This window comes from Siminovitchia acidinfaciens (assembly GCF_003605385.1).
Taxonomy (GTDB): domain Bacteria; phylum Bacillota; class Bacilli; order Bacillales; family Bacillaceae_C; genus Siminovitchia; species Siminovitchia acidinfaciens.
Window position 1 is genome coordinate 127,708 of the sequence record NZ_QYTV02000007.1, and the last position, 20,397, is coordinate 148,104.

Consider the following 20,397-nt stretch of genomic DNA (forward strand, 5'->3'; position numbering starts at 1 on the left):
GCAAAATTGATATGTCCAAAGTAGAGCTGGCATAATTATGAAGGCGATCTCCTTTAAACTTATATTATAATATACAAAAAGTTAACTATAATTATATTTCATTTAGCAAGGAGGCATAAGAATGGGAGATGCAAAAAGCACTGTTAAAGCTGGTTTTATTGAAGCTCTTCCATTAGCCATCGCCATTTCGGCGTATGGATTATCCTATGGCGTACTCGCCAATCAAGCAAATTTTAGCTTGGCTGCTACTGTCGCCATGTCCATGTTAGTGTTTTCCGGATCGGTCCAACTGGTTACAGTTGCAATGCTGGCTGCAGGTGTAACGATGCCCAGTGTCCTTTTGACCTCCGTCCTGTTGAATTTGCGTAACTTATTATACGGTGCCTCCCTTGCGGAAGGTCTTTCCACTGCCAAGAAGAAGTGGCGATGGTTGTTGTCGTTTGGCGTGTCGGATGAACCTTTTGTGCTGGGTAGCGCTAGATTTAAAAAATATGGCCCGGACCCTCTCTATTTTGGAATTGTAACCGGTACATTCTACTTGGCCTGGATTGCCTCTTCGTACTTTGGTGCGTTTATCGGCGACCAGATTGATCCTTTAAAATTCGGATTGGACTTGGCCTTCCCTGTCACCTTTACGGCCCTGCTCATTCCTTCGCTTAAAGGGAAACCAGTCGTTGCAACAGCAGTTGCTGCAGCACTGATTGCAAGTTCGCTTGAATATTTTTGGCCTGGCAATGACTTGAAAATAATATTAACCGGTCTTTTGGCGCCGCTTGCGGGTCTATATGCAGCCAGGAGGGCAGAACATGCTTAACCATTGGATACTGATTGGACTACTAGCTGTTTCCACTTTTTTATCGAGAATTATCGGCCTTGAATTCATGACTGGACGAGAATTGAGCCCGACCTTGCGCTTATATTTCAATTACGTCCCGGTTGCAATCATGACTGCATTAATCATCAACCAAATTTTAACAAGCACGGAGGGACAGTTCTCGATTTCAATTCCAGTTCTTGTGGGATGCCTGGCGGGGGCAATTGCAATGAAACTATTTAAATCTTTTCTTCCTACAGTTGTAATAGGGATTGTGGCTGGGCTACTGGTACGGTATTTATAAAATTGAGCAGGAAAACGGACTGGAACGTTTATAAGAGAGTTGGAACGCCTGGTTGCAAATTGCAACCAGGCGTTCCAACCTTTTTTATGAAAATAATAGACTATTCAGCTCCCGGTGAAAAACACCCAAAAGTAAAAGCAAAAATGCCAAGCACATTGTCTTGGCATCTTTGCTTTTATATATTTTAAAAGGGGGGTGTAATTCTGGAACCTTCACATCGAGCAGTGGCGGCTGCAAAGGTCAATGCTCTGGTTCCCTACTGCGCGTCATCATGTTAATGATCAAGTAAGTACTCAACATCATATACCTCCTTTATTTCTTCAAGCCACGCAGGGACTTCATCATTCATTTTCGATTCGAACAAGGTGGATCTGATCTCTTCTTTTGCTGATTCATAGTCCGCCTTTTTCGCTTTTGTTTTCCCATTGAGCTTAATGATATGGTAGCCGTACTCGGTTTTGACGGGATCACTTACCTCCCCAACTTTCATGGAAAATACTGCCTCTTCGAATTCTTTGACCATTTCTCCTCTTCCGAACGTACCAAGGTCCCCTCCGAATTCACTGGTCATTTCATCCGTTGAATGTTTTTCGGCTAATGCAGCAAAGTCTTCCCCTTCACCCAACTTCTTGATTACATTCCTTGCAGCGGCTTCGTCCTTTACTAATATGTGGCTCGCCGTCACCTGTTCCTTTTGTTCGAACTGGTCTTTGTTTTCCTTAAAATACGACTTCATTTCCTTCTCGGTGATTGTAATTCGTTTTTCCATCAGCTTCGTCAAAGCCAAGTAATCTTTAATGTTACTCTCGAAATCTGCAGCGTTCATGCCGCTGGCTTCCAATGCTTTTTTAAAAGCAGCTTCACCGCCGTATTCTTCCTTATATTTCTCTACTTCTTCATCGATGTCTTCCCTGGGTACATTAATGTTCTCTTTCTCTATCTCCATCTCGATCATTTTTTGGTTTACCAATGACTGCAAGACATCCGTCCCGTAGTTGGCTACAAGTTCATCATGCAGTTCACCTTCACTGATCTTTTCCCCGTTGATACTGGCAACATATTTTTTCTTATCCATTGAAAGCAAGCCGATAATTGCTGCAACAATAAAAAGGACTGCAATAATCATTATGTTAAGGCTGGACTTCATCTTTCTCTCCCTGTTGATTACTTGCAAGCTTCGCTGTAAATTTCCGTTTTTCGCCTTTCCGGTAGACTTTTAACGTTACCTGATCCCCGATGGAGGCCTTGGTGTATAAAAATTTCCGAAGACTGCTTTCATCTTTGATAGGTTCACCATTTATGGATACGATGACATCCTCAGCGTGCAGCCCCGCTTTGGCGATGTCTGAGTTTTTGTCAACCGAAGCGACCACTACTCCCTCTTGCACTGTTTCCGGAAGATCCTGCAAATAGAAGGCCGGAACTTTGCTTAATCCAACGACACTTACTCCCAAATAAGGGCGGACCACCTGTCCGTTTTTAATAAGCTCTTCAGTAATCGTTGTAACCTCATTACTTGGAATGGCAAATCCCAACCCTTCCACGCCGCCTTCTGATATCTTCAAGCTGTTGATGCCGACAAGCTCCCCGGAAGCGTTAATGAGGGCTCCCCCACTGTTTCCCGGATTGATTGCGGCATCCGTCTGGATGACATTAAGATCCCAATCGCCAGCTGATGTATTCACTTGGATTGTACGATTGACAGCACTGACAATCCCCTGTGTCACTGTTCTAGACAAGTCAAGCCCAAGTGGATTTCCGATTGCAACAACTTGGTCACCGGCACGAAGCGAGTCGGAATCACCGAACTTAAGCGGCTTGATATCATAGTTTCCTTTGATCTTTAAAACTGCGATATCCGTTAATGGATCCGTTCCAATCAAATCCGCCTTCACTTCTTTTCCGTCATATAAGGACACGCCGATTTTACCCGCACCCTCTATGACATGGTTATTTGTTACAATATAAGCTTCATGATCCGTTTTTTTATAAATGACTCCAGATCCCGTTCCCGCGGTCACTTCCGTTGAATTTAGATACCGGTCATTTTGCTTTCTTTTATTGACAACACCAACAACCGCTTTGGATGATTGCTCAACAATATCAGCGAGCGAATTCACACTTGCTTGAACTTTTTGCACAGGTAGATTTGATGTGTTTTCAGCCCGTTGCTCAGAATGACTTGTGTCAAAATACTGCACTGAAGCCAAAGTGATGGCTGATCCAACAACACCTGCAGTCACCGTAGATAAAAAGCGTTTGAACACTGGCATCTTATTGTCCATTTTCCATCAACCTTTCATCGTTATCTCTTATTTTCACTTTACTGGCCCAGTGTGTCAGGCAGATGTCAGGTCGCTTTTAAAAATAAAAATTGTTACATTTACCCATTGAATTTTTAATGCTAGTCCCCTCGTAAAAAAATAAAAAACTGCCGCAAATAAAACGGCAGTTTAATCTACTTTTGGCAAGCTGATCCGGAAGGTCGTCCCCGACGATGTACTTTCAATCAGTTCAAGATCCCCACTCATCGCCTGGGCAATCATCTTGCTGTACGGCAGCCCTAATCCCAGCCCACCGACTTTAAACTTTTTGTCATTACCTCGATAAAATCTTTCGAAAATGAGGAGCTGCTCCTCTTTTGGAATTCCCGTTCCCGTATCTTTTATATCAATTTGAAGTGTATCACTCACGTTCGTGATAAAGATTTCAATGTTACCAGGAGGATTGACCGCCTGTTTGGCGTTGTTAAGCAGGTTTGTCATGATTTGCTGTAGCCGGATTGCATCCACTCGTATAATTGCATCGTCATGCAAAGGTCTCACTTCAACAACAATTCCATCAACAGCTTGGCCCGTCTCCCATTGATAGACGCAGTCTTTTACAATCTCGTTGATCGAATGGTTATCCATCGTCAATGGAACAGCATTGGCTGCAAACGAATTGAAAGCCAATAAATCTTCCACCATCGTTCTCATCTTGACGGTTTCTTTTAAAGATATTTTTAAAAACTCCTTGGCTTCTTCCCCACTTACCACTTTATCGTCAATCGCCTGCAATAGGCCACTAATCGATGTAACCGGCGTTTTCAATTCGTGAGTAACTCCCGCAAGCAATTCCGTCCGCAAGGCTTCCAGCTTCTGTAACTGCTCCGACATTTCTTTAAAGGAATGGATCAATTCATCGACTTCTTGTGCCTTTGAATCGCTCGGTAGATCTATTTGATAGTTCCCTTTCCGTACCTGTTCAGCAGCTTTTGATACTTCCTGGATCGGTCTGGATAATTTTCTTGATAAAATATATACTGCAGCCCAACCAAGGAGGGCAAGACTGAAAATCATAATCGTAAGCTGTTGGTATTCCTGATCAACTTTTGATAGATTGCCCTCGGTTTCAGCAATCACAACCCAGCCCAATAATAAAGACTCAAACTCAATCGGTTTTTTTACAATATAAAAAGGTTCATACCCTATTCCCTCCGAGTGCTTTTGAACTTCATTGGGATCATTAAGGATGGAAGGATCCAACTGATGCTTCAAAGGGCTTTGCGGACGATTACTGGCCAGGATAGTACCTCTGGCATTAGCAACATAAATAAATGGATTTCTCTTCATATTCAAAAGATGGCCGCGTTCGGAAAACAAACCAGGTATATCATTCAGCGGAGGTATAGCCGGTTCTTCATTTCCCACTAACCGGTTGGCGGTTTCTTCCGCCATGAACTCCATCATATGCAGCCTGTTTTCCAAAGTCGTATGCCGGATCCATAAAGCGGAAACGACTGCCATAATAATCAAGCCGATTAAAATAGTTAATAAATATCGCGTTGTCCAGTAACGCTGCAGCGGAATCTTTCTTCCAATTCTACTGGACACTTAGCTGATACCCCAATCCCCGTAACGTGCGAATTTCCCCGTCTTTGGCAGGCCAATCCTTCAGAGATTTCCTTAACCGCTTGATAGACAGATCGACCGCACGGTCGCTGCCATCATATTCCCAGCCCCATACGTGTTCTATGAGCTGATCCCTTGTGAATGTTTGATTGGGGTGCTCAGCCAGAAAAAGCAACAGCGATAAATCCCGCGGTGTCAATTGGATCTCTTCGCCGTTCAATCTCACGCGGTGTCCTTGAAAATCAATTTCCAATTGTCCATACCGTTTGATAGCATGATCAATTTTTTCATACCTTCGCAATACGGCTTTCACTCTTGCGACAACTTCCTCCCCGACAAACGGCTTGGATATATAATCGTCCGCCCCTTTATTTAAGCCGTCCAGCCGATAATTCACATCACCGAGAGCTGTTAGCATAATAACAGGGCAATCGCTTTTTCTTCTGATTTCTCGTAATATCTCCCAGCCGCTCAACCCCGGAAGCATCACATCCAGCAAAACAAGTGCAGGCTTGACTTCATCAAATTTTGCTAATGCTTCATTGCCGTTTGATACTGATTCAGTATGGAAATCCGCCTTTCTCAAATACACCTTGAGTACCTGATTGATGGGATATTCATCTTCGACGATTAAAATGGTTGTCATGATCCCTCACCAACATTCCCGCAATTTTAATGGTTCATTGACTATATCATGAAAAGATGTCAGGACGATGTCAAGGGTTTGATAAAAGAAAAGCGAAGGCGCTCGTTTAGCGACGTACAAACTGAAATGCGGAAGACGGCCGTTTAGGGGCGACAAGCGCTGGAAGGCTCAGAGCGCGACATCCTGTGCCATTGCATCCGGACAACACGCGACGCAGGACACCTAGTGGGCATATGTTTTCTTACGTCATGAAAAAAATGCCAACGGAACATTAAAGGTTCCATTGGCATTTTTAATATTGCGGGACTATCAGTATTTCATTATTGCTAAAAAGATCTTAAAACATAGTACAAACCGGTTTCTATAAGACAAACTTTTTATGCCATATCTTCAATCGTCTTTAGGTATTCCTCTTTTTTCGCATTGTCAAAACGGCCTTCCGCCTTGGAAATTACAACGGTAGCGGTAGCATTTCCAATTACATTTACTACCGTACGCCCCATGTCGAGAAGACGGTCGACTCCCGCAATAAATGCAAGCCCTTCGAGGGGAATGCCCACTGTTCCTAATGTTGCAAGCAGAACGACAAAGGAGACACCTGGTACGCCTGCAATCCCATTGGAGGTAATCATCAATACTAAGACCAAGGTAACTTGCTCCATAATGCTTAAGTCAATCCCGTACATTTGCGCAATAAAGATAGCCGCAAGCGCCTGATAAAGTGTCGAGCCGTCCAAGTTAAAGGAGTATCCCGTCGGGATGACAAAGGAGACAATGTCTTTCGGACAACCTTTCTTTTCCATCTTTTCCATCAACTTAGGCAATACAGTTTCCGAGCTTGACGTTGAATACGCAAGGATGAGTTCGTCTTTTAATAATTTGATTGTTGTAAAGATGCTTTCTCCTACTTTTTTCGAAATGGCACCAAGTACGACAACAACGAAGAAAATCATCGTTAAATAGACCAGGATCATTAATTTTCCAAGCGGCACCAATGAGCTTAAACCGAATTTTGAAACCGTGACACCAATTAATCCAAACACACCAAATGGCGCAAATTTCATGATTAGATTAGTCACCCAGAACATGGCATCTGCAGTCCCCCTGAAAAATGCCAGTACCGGTTTTCCTCTCTCGCCGATTGATGCAACCCCTAAGCCGAATAATACCGAAAAGAAGATGATCGGAAGCATTTCACCTGCTGCCATCGACTGGATAATATTATTAGGGACAATTCCGACAAGGACGTCCATAACCCCGCTATTTTGTACCTCTTCTGTCGTTTGGACATATTGATTAATATCACCTTTGGAAAGGGACGACATGTCCACACCTACACCCGGTTTAAAGATGTTTGCTGCAGAAAGTCCAACAATGATGGCGATCAGGGAAACAAATTGAAAGTAAATCATGGTTTTTCCGCCCAGTTTACCCAATTGCTTAATATTTCCTGTCCCGGCAACACCTACAATCAATGTAGAAACGATAATTGGTACGACGATCATTTTAATCATATTTATAAAAATTGTACCGAGCGGCTGCAAATAAGTTTCGACCGCAGGGTTCCCATAAAAAACAGCCCCAACAATAATTCCTAAAATTAATCCAACGAGAATTTGATAGGCTAAAGGAAATTTAAATTTCTTCCTCATCGAAAAGTCACCTCTTCTTATTTATTGAAAACGCTTGCTTTAAAAAGTTTATAAGAAGAGTTTATTGATGACTTATAGAATCCTATTAAATCCGACAAATATTTAATTATTTATTTTCATATTCCCAATCGATTAATTTCAAAGATGTATCTGTTCATTCAATTTTGATAATATTTATCCATTGTTTCAAGATATAGCACTTGAAGGAATTTCCGAATATTAACTTTTACTTTGCTTGGCTTTTGGTCGCCCTCTTGAATTTGTTTCATTCGATTTCTCATGTCCTGGAAGTCAAAATAACGGGGTGCGTAATATTCAAACTCTGGATTGGTGTAGTCAATGGAGCCTAATGAAGCCAAATTATTTACAGCTGTAAGAATCGTTCTACGGATTCGCTGTTCAATGGCTTTGCTTTCTTTTTTAACATCCACATCTTTGAATTTTTGAGCAACCGCTTCGTATAAATCCTTTAAAGGCGGCAATTGTCCGTTATGTTCATTTTCCTCCATTAAAATTTCAATCATCAATATAATATCGTCGCTCCCTGTTTCGCCGACAATGCCCATATCATTCAAAATGGAGATAACGATTTCCTTCACATCTCGTTGTTTATATGGCTTTTCATTTGAAACGATATGAGCTAATGATTGTTTGATTTGAATTAAAGAATCTTTTAGTCGAAATTGTTCTGCCGTCTTTTTTAAAATGCTAGTTACTTCAACTCGATTAATCGGCTTATGTATAAAATACTCTACGCCCTTTTCATATGCTTCCCCCACCATTTCCTTATTGACTACTTGAGAAATCATAATGAATTGTCCTAGGAACCCCTCGTTCCTTAGCCGTTCAATTGTTTCAATTCCATCCAGTTCCGGCATCAATAAGTCGATTAAAACAAAATCAGGCTGAGTCGACAACACAAGCGATAGCGATTCTTTTCCACTTGCCGCTTCACCTATTACCAGACCAAGCCCACTTTCGTTTATGATTTTCTTTAACATTCTACGGCTTGCTGTATCATCATCTACAATAAAATAACGCAGTTTTTTCCACTCACTTTCTAATATTATTGGTTGGAATCTGGATTCGAAAAATAGTGCCGCTCTCAGGTGTTTCTATTTGGATTTGTCCTTCCATAGCATGAATAACTTCTCTCACATGAGAAAGACCGATCCCTGTTGCAGCGACGCCCTGATCACTGAATTTTGTCGTATAGCCAGGTTCGAATACGATGTTTACATCGTCTTTCGGTATTCCCTCGCCGGAATCTCTTATAAAAAAATATGTATATCCTGATTCCTCAATTATTTCAAGATTAATTTCCCCTCTGGCAGTAATGGATTCCACCGCATTTGCCGTAATATTATTCAATAGAGCAAGCAGAGGGATGTGTTGATCTGTTTCAAAGTCAATAGACATCGTCAAATGAAAAGCAATATCCTTCTTTAGAAGCTTACTATATTTTTCATTCGCTGTAATTACAAAATCTAGAAGGTCTGAGAGAAGAAAAACATCATCTTTTCTCTGGCTGGTAATTTTCGAAAGACCAGAGTAAATTCGCTGCGAATCCTTTTTCACTTCATGTATTTCTTGTGCGATGTGTAACGCTTGCACACTTAAATCTTCAAGACTTTTCTTTTTTAGCCTTCTATATAAATCATGGCTTGAAGCAGTAATTTGTTCAATATGATTCATTGATTTTTGCAAGTAAAGGGTTTCCGCATACAATTCGGAACCAACACCAAGCATTTCTTGGATTTGCTTCTTTTGTTCGGAAATCGTGATAGCACTATAAAGACCAACAACAAAATAACTTCGTAATAATGCCACGCCGCACAATATTGCCAATTCCTGAAAGGTGAAATTAACACCGTTTATTAATAATGATCGTACAAGGTGCTCTGCACTGTTTCCGATTAGTTCAGATCCTGCAGCAAAAACTCCTAGCAGCAGAGGATTTGTTTTATACTTTTCTAAACCTATTATTGATAATCCCAGTGCAAATAAAAAATAAAACAATGCAGCGGGTATATGATTTTTCAAACTGCTCAACAAGTCAGCATGATGAAAAGTCGTATCAATAAATAAGCGAAAACAAACGACTGTTACGCCAGTGATCAAGCCGGCCCGTATAAGAGAGTCGGGAGGCCGAATAAGAATAAGCAAGAAAAAAATAATGCTTCCCAATCCAAACCGAATCGCTTCTCCATTAAAAGGAATTACTTTAATTTCACTTGCAATCGCAGTCAATAAAGCTATAAAGATCAAATATAAACGATCAACTCCAATGGAGCTATTCTTGAGAATGTTGCTCATAGAAAGCTTGGACGCCTCCTTTTTGTATAAGGATATATATTTATAATAACAAAGTTTTAGTGCTTTTTTGATCCACGCAAAACATGAAATAAGTACTTTGTTTTTTAATTTAAAAAAGCTGGTCGGATCATCCTTCATGGATGGTTCGATCAGCTTTTCAGTTGGGGCGGATTTTTCCAGGCGAGTGCAAACACGAAACCAGCTAATAAAAAGACGGCTGAAAAATAATACGGGTAGTCTAAATCAACATCAAATAGGATGCCCCCGATAATTGGGCCTAAAACGTTCCCTATGCTAGTAAACATTGAGTTCATCCCGCCAACAAAGCCTTGTTCATTGCCGGCAATTTTTGATAAATAGGATGTCACCGCTGGGCGGATCAAGTCAAAGCCGACAAAAATGATAAACGTAACGAAAAGGATGTTCATGTATGCATGAACAATTGTCATAAGAAATACGAGCAGGACGGATAGGATCAAGCAATAGCGAATTAATCCTATTTCACCAAGCACCTTTGTCAAACGGTCGAAAAATACAACTTGCGCAACCGCTCCGACAATGGCACCGCCTGTTATGACAATGGCAATATCCCTGGGAGTGAACGCAAATTTATGGTCCACAAATAAAGAGAAGAACGACTCAAAGACAGTCAGGCTGAACGCTGTGATTAAAATAATAATAAAAGCAAAAAAGTACTTCGGTACAAATATTCGCCTGATCCCCCGTTGTTGATCTTGCGTTGCTACTTCTTTATTCGGCTCCGGCTCCCGAAGCGTAACCATGGATAAAACTGCTGCTATGAAAGCAAATGCAGCGGCTGTAAAAAACGGAACCCGCGTTCCAATTTCAGCCAAAAACCCTCCTAGGCCGGGGCCGATAATAAATCCCGTTGAAATGGCCGCCGACATATAGCCGAGCGCTTTAGGGCGCGTTTCCATCGTCGTAATATCCGCAATAAAAGCGGTGACTGCCGGCATGACAAAAGCCGCACTGATTCCACCAAGCAAACGGGAAACAAAGAGAACCTCCACCGTTTTACCGAGCCCAAATAACAATTCCGAGACACTGAAAATGGCGAGGCCATACACAATCATCTTTTTGCGTCCATATTTGTCCGCCCAGCGGCCGGAAATTGGTGATACCAGAAGCTGCATAACAGCAAATGCCGCAACAAGATTGCCCACGACCGTACCCGATAATTTCAATTCATTCATGATCGTCGGCAACACCGGAATAACTAACCCAATCCCCAAAAAGGCAATAAAAAGATTTCCTAGTAATATGGCTAACGTAATATTTTGTTTTTTCATTTGGCTTTCTCCTTCTATTCATCCCAGGAGGAGATTTATAAGAACCAATATAATCTTAAAGCTGCCGATGAGTCAATGTTTTTGAAATTGAAAAAACGAAAAAAACCATAGATAAACCTGATAAAAGGAGTTATCCATGGTTCAATTGAATCCACGCTTTCACTTTTTCTTCTAAATATCCGGCCGGGGTTCTTCCTTTTCGGCCTGATTGCCTTTGTGGTTCCTTTCGACAATCTCCTTTAACTCTCCTGTATCGCCTTTGGCATTTATAATTTCGATGATTTGATTCAACCCTTCGCTTGTTTCGTCTTTCTCATTTTCCATGATAAGGCCTCCATTTTTTAATATTTCCCTTAGTATGTTTGAATTAAAGGTAAATATCCGAAGGCTGCATCTTTAAAATCAATACAACATATAGTTCGAGTGTAAACAATGACACCATTCCTGAGCCAAAAAGCCCTTGTGCGGGATATTTTTTGGGGAGGAAATTTAAAATTGGGATATGGAGATAAGTCCGGTTCTTTTCAGAGCCACTTCCATTTAACTGCTATGTGCAATGTTTTTATGAAAGAGTGGCGGAATTTTTATAAGTGCTGATTGTTGTGGGAAAAGTTACGGGTATTTTAAATATATGAAGGGAATTACCGTAAACCGAAGGGGTTTTTCAACTTACGGAGAGTATTACCGAAGTTCGAAGAATACTTCGTATTCCAAGTAGTATCATCGAAATTCGAAGAGTATTCTCAAACTTTCATGAGCAACCAATATTTATTAATGTAGTTGGCACCTCAAGTAACCCCCCATAATTCGGGCAAACGGGCCCTTTCGTCCCTATACTTTATTCAATACCTCCAAAGTTTTTAGGACATGCTCCAAAAAGGGAGGTATTTCCCTCATGTTCTCTTCACTGATTTTCACCTTAAATTTCACTTCTATCTGATTCATATAACCTGGTGCATCTTCTCCATATGTGAAACTCAGTGTCTGTGTTAACTCGATGTCATTTTCCCATACTGCATACAAAGCATCTTCAATTTTCACGCACTGCTCGCGTGCATCATGAACATGTTTGTAAAATCGTAAAAACAACGTACATCCATACGTTGCATCAGGTGTTTCCAATATCTCCCCTGCCAAATCTTCCAGAGAAGCAGCCAACAATACTTCTGCTGTTACATCCGGCTGATTCACAAGCGTGAATTGAATGGATAGCTCCCTGGAAAGTATTGCAAAGTCCGTGCGGTCCGAGCGGTTTACTATCGTAATCTTTTCATCAATATTATCCAGATCATATATACGATTTTCAAATGCCACTTTTAAGTTTTCAAAATGAGTCGGATGGTACATTTAAAGTTCTCCTTTTACTTTTTACAATTAACGATCGATTGTAAAGTTATTTTCCCTAAGCATGTCGGTGAAAAAGCAAAAACATGTACCGCTCGCTGCTAATTGCGAACCAAAAGAATACGCCTGAACTTAACTAGAATGGTTCGCCTCTCACTAGCACGCTCCGCAACGAAGTGGGCACAAAACCCAAAGGTCAACATTATCATACCAATATTTACGCTTTCCGAAAAATCCCGTAGCAAAAGCTGCTCGATTTTCTTTATATACACAGAAAAAAGCAGGGGAATTTCCACCTGCTTTGATGTTCAAGTTAAAGAAAGTATAAAATTAGACAGAAGTATCTATTCAAACGACATTCGTTATGTCAAGCTTTAGGCGCCGATAGGCGGGTGCCCTGCGTTTTTCTTTAAACCTTATTCAACTACACGTCTGACAACGCCCTTAAATGCACCTTTCCAATAAGTGTTGCTCATCGAGTCGACAGAAACTCCGTGGGAGCTATTGTCATTTAAGAATGTGCCATTGCCGAGATAGATCCCTACATGACCGTTTCTTTTATACGTATCAAAGAATACAAGGTCTCCCCTTTTCATCTCTGAAGCACTGACTGCTCTTCCCTGGTTGACTAATTCACTCGTTGTCCAACCAAGATTCACTCCTGCTGAAGCGTATGCCCAGCGGACAAATGAGGAACAATCAAAACGTCTGTTTTGGATATCAGCGGCTGTTCTTCCTCCACCCCATTTATACGGAGAACGTCCGACAATTGAAGAGCCTGTGCTGATTGCCGTTTCAATGGCACCTGATCCTTTTTTTACAGTAGGAGCAGATGGGGCAGCCGGACGGCTTGCCTGGACTGTGCTTCCATTGGATGTCGGTGAAGACTTCTTGGCTGTGTCTCCATTGGATGTTGCTGAAGACTTCTTGGCTGTAATGCTTTTGGATGTTTGTTTTGCCGCTGCATTTCCAGTTGATTGTGCAACTGTTTCAGCTGTTTTGCTTTCTTCCTCAGCTACAGCGATTGCTTCCTTCTCAGCTTTTTCTTCTTCAGCTTTCTTTGCTTCTGCTATGATAATTGCCTTTTGGTTCTCCAGGTCTTCCAGTTCTTTGTTAGCTTTGCTTCGTTGCTCTTTCACTGCGGCAAGCATGCTGTTTTTATCATTTACCTGATATGTAAGCTGTTCTTTTAAGTTTTCAATCTCTTTAAGCTCACTTTGGACTTTTTCTAATTTCGTTTTCAATTCCGTTTCAGATGCTTCCAGCGTTTGTTTATCCTTCTCCTGTTCCTCCAGGATACTCTTATCGGCGTTTAATATTTTTGTCAACGCCATTGAACGGTCAACAAAATCACTGAAGCTTTCAGCTTCAAGCAATACATCGATATAGCTGGACGAGCCAGTTTGCTGGACAGCGCGAGCTCGTTTTTTCATCAGCTCAAATCGCTTCTCCATCCGTTCTTCTACCTCTGCTATATCCTTCTCCAACTGCTTCGCTTCTTTTTTATTTTTAGAAATATCCTCCTTAGTGGAGGTTATCTTTTCATTCGTTTCGTTTACCTTGGCTTCCAACTTTCCAAGAAGTTCGTTCATTTCCCGTTCTTTTTCCTGCATTGTGGAAACCTCTTGCTTTTTCGCGGAAATCTCTTGATCTAAATTCTCATGAGCATATACTTCAACATTCGGAATTGATGAAAATATCAATCCCGCACCAAGTACTGATGCTAGTAATCTTGTTTTCAATTTAAAATTTCCCCCATTGGAACTATTTATTTATATATCTATGTTCCTAATTTTTCCTAAAAAACATACTTATCCGACACCTATTGATAGTCATCCTTGATTATAGCATCATATTTCGACAGATTACTTTACATTCATCTTGCATTAATATTTCAATCATGTTACAAAATTTTTCCTATTCAACCAAGGTGTGGTTTTTATGGGAGGGGAAATATATGAAAAACACAAAACTTCTCACGTTTCTTACTTTGTATGTTCTATGCTGATATGCAACCAAGTGCACTTAAAGGAGGCTAAAGTAATAGTTCTAAGAATCTACCCTCTTAAAAAGTCGAAAATTTTTTCAATAACGGCTAAATGTGCCCGCTGCCTATACCAGGCAGACACAACGAGTATTTTTATGCTCGTTTTTTCGGTTGCTTGCTGCAATCAGATACAATAAAGATATTCACCTTTTCCTTCATAATAAGGAACGTGTATACATGGGCCCGTTTAATTGGATCATAGTTGTATTCAGGTAATCTGCAATGAATCCTCTTCTAGAATATTTTTTCATATAAATAAGTTATTGGTACCATTACCTCCCTTATTTAACATGACCCTTAGGCTTTTTCTTGCACCACCTGTTACATATTAGCTTTTAACCAATGAAAAAAGCCCTCCCTGCAGTTTACATGGACTAAGGGAAGGCTAATCACAATTTAAAGTTTGGCTTTTGCTATATTACTAGCGGAAATATTTTTTACCGCCTCAATGGTTTTGTCGATATCATCCATTGATATTTCTCTATGGGTAACAAAGCGGATTCTGTTTGGGCCTGCAGGGTTAGCCAGCACACCAAACTTGTTAAGCCTGCTTACGAACTCTTCCGCTGTCATTCCCAGTTGACCGATAGAAAACATGATCATATTGGTCTCTACACTTTCTGCGTCAATATCGATTCCATCAATAAGAGCAAGGCCTTCGGCAAGGGCTTTTGCATGAGTATGATCCTCTTGGAGGCGGTCAATCATTTCTTCCAATGCTACAATACCCGCCGCTCCTATGATTCCTGCCTGACGGGTGCCTCCGCCTAGCATTTTCCGCCACTTTCTGGCTCTTTCAATCAATTCCTTTGGACCAGCCAAAATAGATCCCATTGGTGCACTTAATCCCTTAGATAAACAAAATTGTACAGTATCGGTATACTTGGTTATCTCTTTCGGATCGACACCGAGACCAACCGCTGCGTTGAACAGTCTAGCACCGTCCAGATGGACAGGGATTTGATGCTGTCTAGAAACTTGATATACATCTTCCATATAGCTTAGGGGAAGAATACTCCCGGCTGAATCGCCGTGTGTATTTTCCAGGCAAATAAGGCCTGTTTTAGGACAGTGGACGTCCTCTTCACGGATGGCAGCTGCAATCTCCGCAACGGGCATCTGCCCATTAATCCCTTTAATCGTTCTTGTCTGAACACCAGCAATCGTCGCAAGGCCTGCTGTTTCATAGTAGAAGATATGAGATCGCTCTTCTAAAATCACTTCATCTCCGCGCTGCGTATGTGATAATACCGCGACTTGGTTCCCCTGTGTCCCGCTTGTCACAAATAACGCCGCCTCTTTCCCAACTATCTCTGCAGCCAGCTGCTCCAATCGATTGATCGTCGGATCTTCACCATATACATCATCCCCGACCACAGCATCACGCATGGCATCTCTCATTTTTTCAGTAGGTGTTGTTACTGTATCACTTCGTAAATCTATTGGCATATGTAGTGCTCCTTCCAAATGGATTCCTTCCTTAATAGTAGCAAAATCCTCTTTCGTTCACACCACAATTTTAAAAAAGTGAAAATTTTGTCCCTTAGGCGGCGACAGTTGAATCATCTAGACTTAGATAACATCACCTCTGGTTTATTTATGACGGATTGAACGGACAATGAAGAAAATCATAGGAATGAAAATGAATGCTAGAAAGACAGGCATAAACCAAAATCCAAGCGATTCTGCTTTTCCAAGTCCGACCTGGATCGTATTCCAGCTGATAGCGGCAAACAGAAAGACCATGATATTCTTGAGAACATTCAGCATCAGCCTTGAATTTTTGTATTGGAACTCTATATTTCTTTCATTAAGATTAAGATAATTATGCCACTCCGGATGCTTTTCAAAAAAGCTCAAGAAAATTGCCAAAAAACCAGCAATTACCGGAAGTATGATTAGTTCCCATTTTGATCCCATGCGTGTAATATTCCCTGCCGCATCATAATGTCCCGGCACTTCGGCAGGCAAATTGCTCCAGATCACAATCAAATAAATGACCCACGAGAAAAAGACGATTAAAGCAGTCCAATCAAGTGCTTTTTCAAAATTTGTTTTTGGAATATCAAGTTTCGGACGATTATAACTCTGCATATGAACACCTCTTTACCTCTAATACGGACGGGCCCTCCAGGTGGTTTCGTTGTTTTCCAAGGAAAAAAGACCTCTCTCAGGAGGTCTCACCATAGACAGCTTGCGAATAAAAGTTGATGCTTACTATTCTATCTCCCAAGTCCCCCTTTGTCACCGGTTCAAACTTCGGTTTCTTTTGAAATGTGTCAATACGCCCTTACCCAAATACAATGTCATTCTGTAGCTTCTTGATATACACATTTATTAATAAAAGTTGGGTTTTTAGAAAAAGTGAAGGGTAATTTATAAAATGTAAGGCCAGGATCAAGAACAAGCGAAATCATTTTTAAAAGAGTTTATTAAAATCAAAAGTGTCAATCCTCCGGGTAATGAGAAGGAAGTCGCTCTAAAATTTAAGGCCCTTTTTGATGTACATGACATCGAATCTGAGTTTGTTGAGTATGACGAAAACCGAACCAATTTATTACCCATTTAAAAGGTGAGGTTGAAGGCCTGTCCTAGGACTCACCGGCCATATGGATGTTGTTCCAACGAATGAATTCGAATGGAACTGAAGAAGCAGATGAGAAAATATATGGGCGTGGGACCAGTGATATGAAAAGCGGTTTGGTTGCCTGTGCTTTGGCTATGGTGTCATTAAATGAAGAAGGGCTTCCGAAAAAAGAGGAAATCATCCTTTTTGCAACAGTCGGAGAGGAAGCCGGTGCAGTCGGTGCCCGGCGGTTAACTTAATAAGTTTCCTGAGTTCTGGGATATGCACAGAAAGCTATTAGGTTAAGACAGCTTAGAAAAGTTGTCTTAACCTAATCTTTGTGAGGCTCTCTCCGTTTTCTTGGTGCGTGAAAGAACGAGTTTTATTGTACCGGCCCCTTCGTAATCTCCGTAAGTTTAGAATTGACCGCAAAGACCTTTGCATTCACCTTCGGAATTCCAAAGCCTGCCAATCTTTTGGAATGCATATCTAAATATTTTTCAGCAGTTTCTTTTGTTTTGAAAAGATAAATTCCACCGGCTTCTTCTGTCTCCGGACTTTCCGTCCAAATCTTCCATATGAATCCTTCTTCCTCATTAATGCTCTTCGCTAGATCAGAAAACGCCTCCGCCATTTCATCTCCGAATGGCCCACTCATCTTGAAATCCACTTGTAAAACGAATGCCATGGTCATCCTCCTTTTTATTCAGCAGTAAAATATAATTCCCCTAGAAATTCCTTCGCTTGATAACTGCCTGGTTTTAGTTCTTTCTCAACAAAAGCTTTAATATCCTGTTTTTCCACATCGTACATCACTTCAATTTCTTTTGAAAATAGAAGTTTCTCTTTTTCGATTAAGTCAGAAAGAGATGTCTGCTCCGTTGGTTCTAATTCTTCTGCATCCAGGATGCGCTTTAACCCATCAACGTAATATTCAAGTGGACGACCGCCTACAATTTTTACGCCTTTATTTTCCTCGTTGACCATGATAATAGTTGGAAATCCTCTGACACCCAGGCTTCTGGCAAGAGCAAAATCCTCATCTAACAATTGTTGTCCAATTGGCTGTTCAGCTTTATTTACAATGGTTTCCCCATCCAAGCCTAGGCCATTGACAATGTCCACCATAACGGGTTTCTTCGCAATATTTCGATTGAATACGAATAGTGCTTCTCTGGCACGTCGCAAATAATCATTGGCTGCTTCATCGCCATGTTGTTTTTGGATTACTTTAAACACACGGGAAGGCGGATAAGATGATTGAACTGGATTATCGATCATGAGTGAACCATCAATAGGCATGCGGAAGTGCTCTCCCACTTCCCTCCAGTGTCCGGCAACATCTGCAGGTCCTGAAATTCCGTTGGCTGGATCTACGGGACCGTCACCCCATTTTTCCAGCAGCCCGCCCATAACCGTATGAAAGTTAAAATATTGTCCATATTGCTCTGTAAAACGGAGTAGGACCGGTTCAATTGCCCAGCAATGAGAGCAAATAGGATCTGTTACATAATAAAGTTCAATGGATTTTTTAGGTTGATTAAAATCAATAACCTCCATATCTTCCTCTTCAGCTACTCCACATATCCCTGTTTCCATATCACAAATCATATTGTTCTTGTTTGTCATTTTAATTCTGCCTCCTTTTAGATTTTCCATTTTCATCGTAATCTTTGCTGATAAAATTAATCTCTGATTGTTTTTAATGCAGTTGACCAATCCACAACCTCATCCAACATTCTTTGGACAGTTTCTTGATGGAATGGTGCTGGGTTAAAGGTGCTCATTTCTTCAAAATCGGTAAAGAGACTTAAGGCCGGCTGTGTTCCTACTGTTGCAACTTTTGGTACAGTCAAAATCAAACGTAAATTGTTCGCCGCTGTCACTCCAAGAGATGAGCCATAGCTGACAATTCCGGCCGCTTTGTTATTCCATTCGACGTAAAGATAATCAATGGCATCTTTCAACCCGGACGTAATTCCTTTGTTATATTCCGGAGTGACAAAAACAAATCCATCGAGCTCACTAATTTTTTCAGACCAAACTTTCGCTTCCGGAGTCTGATAGTCCTGTGACATAATAGCTGGAACAGATTCGTTATATCTTGGCAGATTGTAATCCTTTATATCAACCAGCTCAAATTCGGCATCCGCTCTTTGATCTGCGATGGATTTCACCCAGTCTGCAACTTGTATATTTACTCTCGAATCTCTTGTGCTTCCAGTAATAATACCAATTTTAACCATGATGTTTTCCCCCTATTAATGTTGTTTGAATTTGAATGAAGCCTCCTAATTGCTTTACAACTTCATATTAGTAGATAATAAAAAGCAGCAACACCAATAATTTATTGAATTTGTCGTTTATACAACACATCAAAGGAATTGTTTAAAAAGTAGGGGGACCGTGAGATGACTCAATCAAAGACAGATCCTCGGATTCTGCGTACCCGTAAACTAATTATGGATTCTTTTATTGAACTTTCTGGTAAAAAAGAGTTCAAGGACATTACCATTAAGGATATAACAACAGAGGCGATGATAAACCGTGCCACATTCTATTATCATTTTGAAGATATATATGACTTGTTGGACAAGGTCTTATCAGAGGTATTATTAATTAACTTGAACGGTCATAACTTCGAGGAAAAAGAACTGAACGAAGAATCGATTATCAGTATCTTCGTAGCCATAACAACCTTTCAAACATCATTATCCAATCGCTGTCACAGAGGGTACGAAGATACCATCGCCCGCATTATCAGGGAGCAACTCGAAATCATTTTCTACAAATTGTTGTTAAAGCAACATAAAATTGAAGAGGATGAAAGCCTAAAAATTTCTGCTGTTATCCTAAGCTGGGGAATTTACGGAGCTTCGGTAGAATGGAGAAGAAATGCTAGTAATATATCGCCTGAAGAATTTATTCAGTCAGCTATTCCTTATATGTTGTCTGGAGTAAAGTTGGGTTCTATATCCAAAGCGGAGTAATATGACATTTTAAAAGAATAGTTAATGAAAAAAGGTGCTGGTTGACAGTCCCTTTTTTCAAACTATGTGTTAATAAAAGTTTGTTGAAACAACCACTGTCGGTTCTACGCTTATAGGCACCAACTTTCTAAAATATTTTTCTCCGTCAATTATGATTGATGCTGGTTTTGAACCCTCATATAGGCGGTCAAATCAGTTCCGAATATTAACTTCCATACCCTAAAGTCATCCATAGAGTCTTCTACTCCTTGTATCATAGCGTTCTCTATCCCAAAATGTTTTTCCTAACCATTCATCTAAATTTGAATGACTTGTAAAGACTACTGCTTCGTCACCACAATCGTCTTCTTCAATTACAAAATAATAAGTTGTTGATAGGTCTTTTTTATGAGATTCCACAAACACTTTAAAAGCTCTCTAATTGTCTTTTAATCCTAGATCAAACATCTTCATTTAACGCCTTCTTGTATTGAAGTTTGTATCTACTACAAGAAAAAAGAATTGTTTTTCGTTAG

At 40.7% G+C, this 20,397-nt stretch carries 21 protein-coding genes; 4 read left to right on the forward strand and 17 right to left on the reverse strand.

Annotation, left to right across the window (positions count from 1 at the left end):
* Nucleotides 1-121: 121 nt before the first annotated feature.
* Both D4T97_RS15290 and D4T97_RS15295 read left to right on the forward strand, forming a co-directional pair.
* Nucleotides 122-814: an AzlC family ABC transporter permease gene (locus tag D4T97_RS15290; RefSeq protein WP_126051626.1), complete on the forward strand. Its 693-nt coding sequence runs from the start codon at nucleotides 122-124 to the stop codon at nucleotides 812-814.
* Nucleotides 807-1,118: an AzlD domain-containing protein gene (locus D4T97_RS15295; RefSeq protein WP_126051627.1), complete on the forward strand. Its 312-nt coding sequence runs from the start codon at nucleotides 807-809 to the stop codon at nucleotides 1,116-1,118. The genes D4T97_RS15290 and D4T97_RS15295 overlap by 8 nt, the downstream gene beginning before the upstream one ends.
* Nucleotides 1,119-1,392: 274 nt before the next feature.
* On the opposite strand, the gene D4T97_RS15300 is transcribed toward D4T97_RS15295, so the two are convergent.
* From D4T97_RS15300 to D4T97_RS15355, 13 genes are all read right to left on the reverse strand, one after another.
* Nucleotides 1,393-2,265, reverse strand: a complete 873-nt coding sequence (locus D4T97_RS15300; RefSeq protein WP_126051628.1) for a peptidylprolyl isomerase — start codon at nucleotides 2,263-2,265, stop codon at nucleotides 1,393-1,395.
* On the reverse strand, nucleotides 2,249-3,403 hold the full coding sequence (locus tag D4T97_RS15305; RefSeq protein ID WP_126051629.1) for a S1C family serine protease: 1,155 nt from the start codon (nucleotides 3,401-3,403) through the stop codon (nucleotides 2,249-2,251). Before D4T97_RS15305 ends, D4T97_RS15300 begins: the two co-directional genes overlap by 17 nt.
* 168 nt (nucleotides 3,404-3,571) lie before the next feature.
* Entirely contained in the window at nucleotides 3,572-4,993 is a 1,422-nt protein-coding gene (locus D4T97_RS15310) for a HAMP domain-containing sensor histidine kinase (RefSeq protein WP_235872274.1), read from the reverse strand.
* Nucleotides 4,983-5,657 (reverse strand): response regulator transcription factor, encoded by a 675-nt coding sequence (locus D4T97_RS15315; protein ID WP_126051630.1) that lies wholly within the window; start codon nucleotides 5,655-5,657, stop codon nucleotides 4,983-4,985. The genes D4T97_RS15310 and D4T97_RS15315 overlap by 11 nt, the downstream gene beginning before the upstream one ends.
* 377 nt (nucleotides 5,658-6,034) lie before the next feature.
* The gene (locus D4T97_RS15320) at nucleotides 6,035-7,309 is read right to left on the reverse strand and encodes a cation:dicarboxylate symporter family transporter (RefSeq protein ID WP_126051631.1); all 1,275 of its coding nucleotides are present in this window, start codon (nucleotides 7,307-7,309) and stop codon (nucleotides 6,035-6,037) included.
* A 158-nt stretch (nucleotides 7,310-7,467) separates the two neighbouring features.
* On the reverse strand, nucleotides 7,468-8,352 hold the full coding sequence (locus D4T97_RS15325) for a response regulator (protein WP_126051632.1): 885 nt from the start codon (nucleotides 8,350-8,352) through the stop codon (nucleotides 7,468-7,470).
* 10 nt (nucleotides 8,353-8,362) lie between these two features.
* Nucleotides 8,363-9,625 carry a sensor histidine kinase gene (locus D4T97_RS15330; protein WP_126051633.1) on the reverse strand — a complete coding sequence of 421 codons (1,263 nt, stop codon included), beginning with the start codon at nucleotides 9,623-9,625 and terminating at the stop codon, nucleotides 8,363-8,365.
* Nucleotides 9,626-9,774: 149 nt separating this feature from the next.
* Entirely contained in the window at nucleotides 9,775-10,935 is a 1,161-nt protein-coding gene (locus D4T97_RS15335) for an MFS transporter (RefSeq protein WP_126051634.1), read from the reverse strand.
* A gap of 171 nt (nucleotides 10,936-11,106) precedes the next feature.
* Entirely contained in the window at nucleotides 11,107-11,259 is a 153-nt protein-coding gene (locus D4T97_RS20555) for a hypothetical protein (RefSeq protein WP_164525594.1), read from the reverse strand.
* Between the two features lie 507 nt (nucleotides 11,260-11,766).
* Complete coding sequence (locus D4T97_RS15340) at nucleotides 11,767-12,282, reverse strand: hypothetical protein (RefSeq protein WP_126051635.1); 516 nt, start codon at nucleotides 12,280-12,282, stop codon at nucleotides 11,767-11,769.
* 413 nt (nucleotides 12,283-12,695) lie between these two features.
* Nucleotides 12,696-14,021 (reverse strand): C40 family peptidase, encoded by a 1,326-nt coding sequence (locus D4T97_RS15345; RefSeq protein WP_235872275.1) that lies wholly within the window; start codon nucleotides 14,019-14,021, stop codon nucleotides 12,696-12,698.
* A 701-nt stretch (nucleotides 14,022-14,722) separates the two neighbouring features.
* Nucleotides 14,723-15,775, reverse strand: coding sequence for a low-specificity L-threonine aldolase (gene ltaE, locus D4T97_RS15350; RefSeq protein WP_126051637.1), 1,053 nt, complete (start codon nucleotides 15,773-15,775; stop codon nucleotides 14,723-14,725).
* A gap of 144 nt (nucleotides 15,776-15,919) precedes the next feature.
* Nucleotides 15,920-16,420 (reverse strand): DUF1648 domain-containing protein, encoded by a 501-nt coding sequence (locus tag D4T97_RS15355; RefSeq protein WP_126051638.1) that lies wholly within the window; start codon nucleotides 16,418-16,420, stop codon nucleotides 15,920-15,922.
* A gap of 534 nt (nucleotides 16,421-16,954) precedes the next feature.
* Here D4T97_RS15355 and D4T97_RS15360 point away from each other — a divergent pair.
* On the forward strand, nucleotides 16,955-17,152 hold the full coding sequence (locus D4T97_RS15360; RefSeq protein WP_164525595.1) for a M20/M25/M40 family metallo-hydrolase: 198 nt from the start codon (nucleotides 16,955-16,957) through the stop codon (nucleotides 17,150-17,152).
* 122 nt (nucleotides 17,153-17,274) lie between these two features.
* Here D4T97_RS15360 and D4T97_RS15365 read toward each other — a convergent pair whose 3' ends face one another.
* Genes D4T97_RS15365 through D4T97_RS15375 form a run of 3 tightly spaced genes read right to left on the reverse strand, consistent with a single transcriptional unit; the run spans nucleotide 17,275 to nucleotide 19,138 of the window.
* Entirely contained in the window at nucleotides 17,275-17,580 is a 306-nt protein-coding gene (locus D4T97_RS15365) for a monooxygenase (protein ID WP_126051640.1), read from the reverse strand.
* 14 nt (nucleotides 17,581-17,594) lie between these two features.
* Nucleotides 17,595-18,521: a DsbA family protein gene (locus tag D4T97_RS15370; RefSeq protein WP_164525596.1), complete on the reverse strand. Its 927-nt coding sequence runs from the start codon at nucleotides 18,519-18,521 to the stop codon at nucleotides 17,595-17,597.
* Between the two features lie 56 nt (nucleotides 18,522-18,577).
* Nucleotides 18,578-19,138: an NADPH-dependent FMN reductase gene (locus D4T97_RS15375; protein ID WP_126051641.1), complete on the reverse strand. Its 561-nt coding sequence runs from the start codon at nucleotides 19,136-19,138 to the stop codon at nucleotides 18,578-18,580.
* 165 nt (nucleotides 19,139-19,303) lie between these two features.
* Here D4T97_RS15375 and D4T97_RS15380 point away from each other — a divergent pair, with 165 nt between their 5' ends.
* A complete protein-coding gene (locus tag D4T97_RS15380) occupies nucleotides 19,304-19,882 on the forward strand; it encodes a TetR/AcrR family transcriptional regulator (RefSeq protein WP_126051642.1) in 579 nt (192 codons plus the stop codon).
* A 225-nt stretch (nucleotides 19,883-20,107) separates the two neighbouring features.
* Here D4T97_RS15380 and D4T97_RS20820 read toward each other — a convergent pair whose 3' ends face one another.
* Entirely contained in the window at nucleotides 20,108-20,287 is a 180-nt protein-coding gene (locus D4T97_RS20820) for a hypothetical protein (RefSeq protein WP_235872276.1), read from the reverse strand.
* Between the last annotated feature and the right edge of the window lie 110 nt (nucleotides 20,288-20,397).

Excerpts from the sequence above, each read along its gene's own strand:
- D4T97_RS15315 (WP_126051630.1), bottom strand. The coding sequence starts at position 5,657 with ATGACAACCATTTTAATCGTCGAAGATGAATATCCCATCAATCAGGTA.
- D4T97_RS15320 (WP_126051631.1), bottom strand. The coding sequence starts at position 7,309 with ATGAGGAAGAAATTTAAATTTCCTTTAGCCTATCAAATTCTCGTTGGA.
- D4T97_RS20555 (WP_164525594.1), bottom strand. The coding sequence starts at position 11,259 with ATGGAAAATGAGAAAGACGAAACAAGCGAAGGGTTGAATCAAATCATC.
- ltaE (WP_126051637.1), bottom strand. The coding sequence starts at position 15,775 with ATGCCAATAGATTTACGAAGTGATACAGTAACAACACCTACTGAAAAA.
- D4T97_RS15330 (WP_126051633.1), bottom strand. The coding sequence starts at position 9,625 with ATGAGCAACATTCTCAAGAATAGCTCCATTGGAGTTGATCGTTTATAT.
- D4T97_RS15375 (WP_126051641.1), bottom strand. The coding sequence starts at position 19,138 with ATGGTTAAAATTGGTATTATTACTGGAAGCACAAGAGATTCGAGAGTA.
- D4T97_RS15305 (WP_126051629.1), bottom strand. The coding sequence starts at position 3,403 with ATGGACAATAAGATGCCAGTGTTCAAACGCTTTTTATCTACGGTGACT.
- D4T97_RS15370 (WP_164525596.1), bottom strand. The coding sequence starts at position 18,521 with ATGACAAACAAGAACAATATGATTTGTGATATGGAAACAGGGATATGT.
- D4T97_RS15290 (WP_126051626.1), top strand. The coding sequence starts at position 122 with ATGGGAGATGCAAAAAGCACTGTTAAAGCTGGTTTTATTGAAGCTCTT.
- D4T97_RS15300 (WP_126051628.1), bottom strand. The coding sequence starts at position 2,265 with ATGAAGTCCAGCCTTAACATAATGATTATTGCAGTCCTTTTTATTGTT.
- D4T97_RS15360 (WP_164525595.1), top strand. The coding sequence starts at position 16,955 with ATGAATTCGAATGGAACTGAAGAAGCAGATGAGAAAATATATGGGCGT.
- D4T97_RS15355 (WP_126051638.1), bottom strand. The coding sequence starts at position 16,420 with ATGCAGAGTTATAATCGTCCGAAACTTGATATTCCAAAAACAAATTTT.
- D4T97_RS15335 (WP_126051634.1), bottom strand. The coding sequence starts at position 10,935 with ATGAAAAAACAAAATATTACGTTAGCCATATTACTAGGAAATCTTTTT.
- D4T97_RS15295 (WP_126051627.1), top strand. The coding sequence starts at position 807 with ATGCTTAACCATTGGATACTGATTGGACTACTAGCTGTTTCCACTTTT.
- D4T97_RS15380 (WP_126051642.1), top strand. The coding sequence starts at position 19,304 with ATGACTCAATCAAAGACAGATCCTCGGATTCTGCGTACCCGTAAACTA.
- D4T97_RS15365 (WP_126051640.1), bottom strand. The coding sequence starts at position 17,580 with ATGGCATTCGTTTTACAAGTGGATTTCAAGATGAGTGGGCCATTCGGA.
- D4T97_RS15340 (WP_126051635.1), bottom strand. The coding sequence starts at position 12,282 with ATGTACCATCCGACTCATTTTGAAAACTTAAAAGTGGCATTTGAAAAT.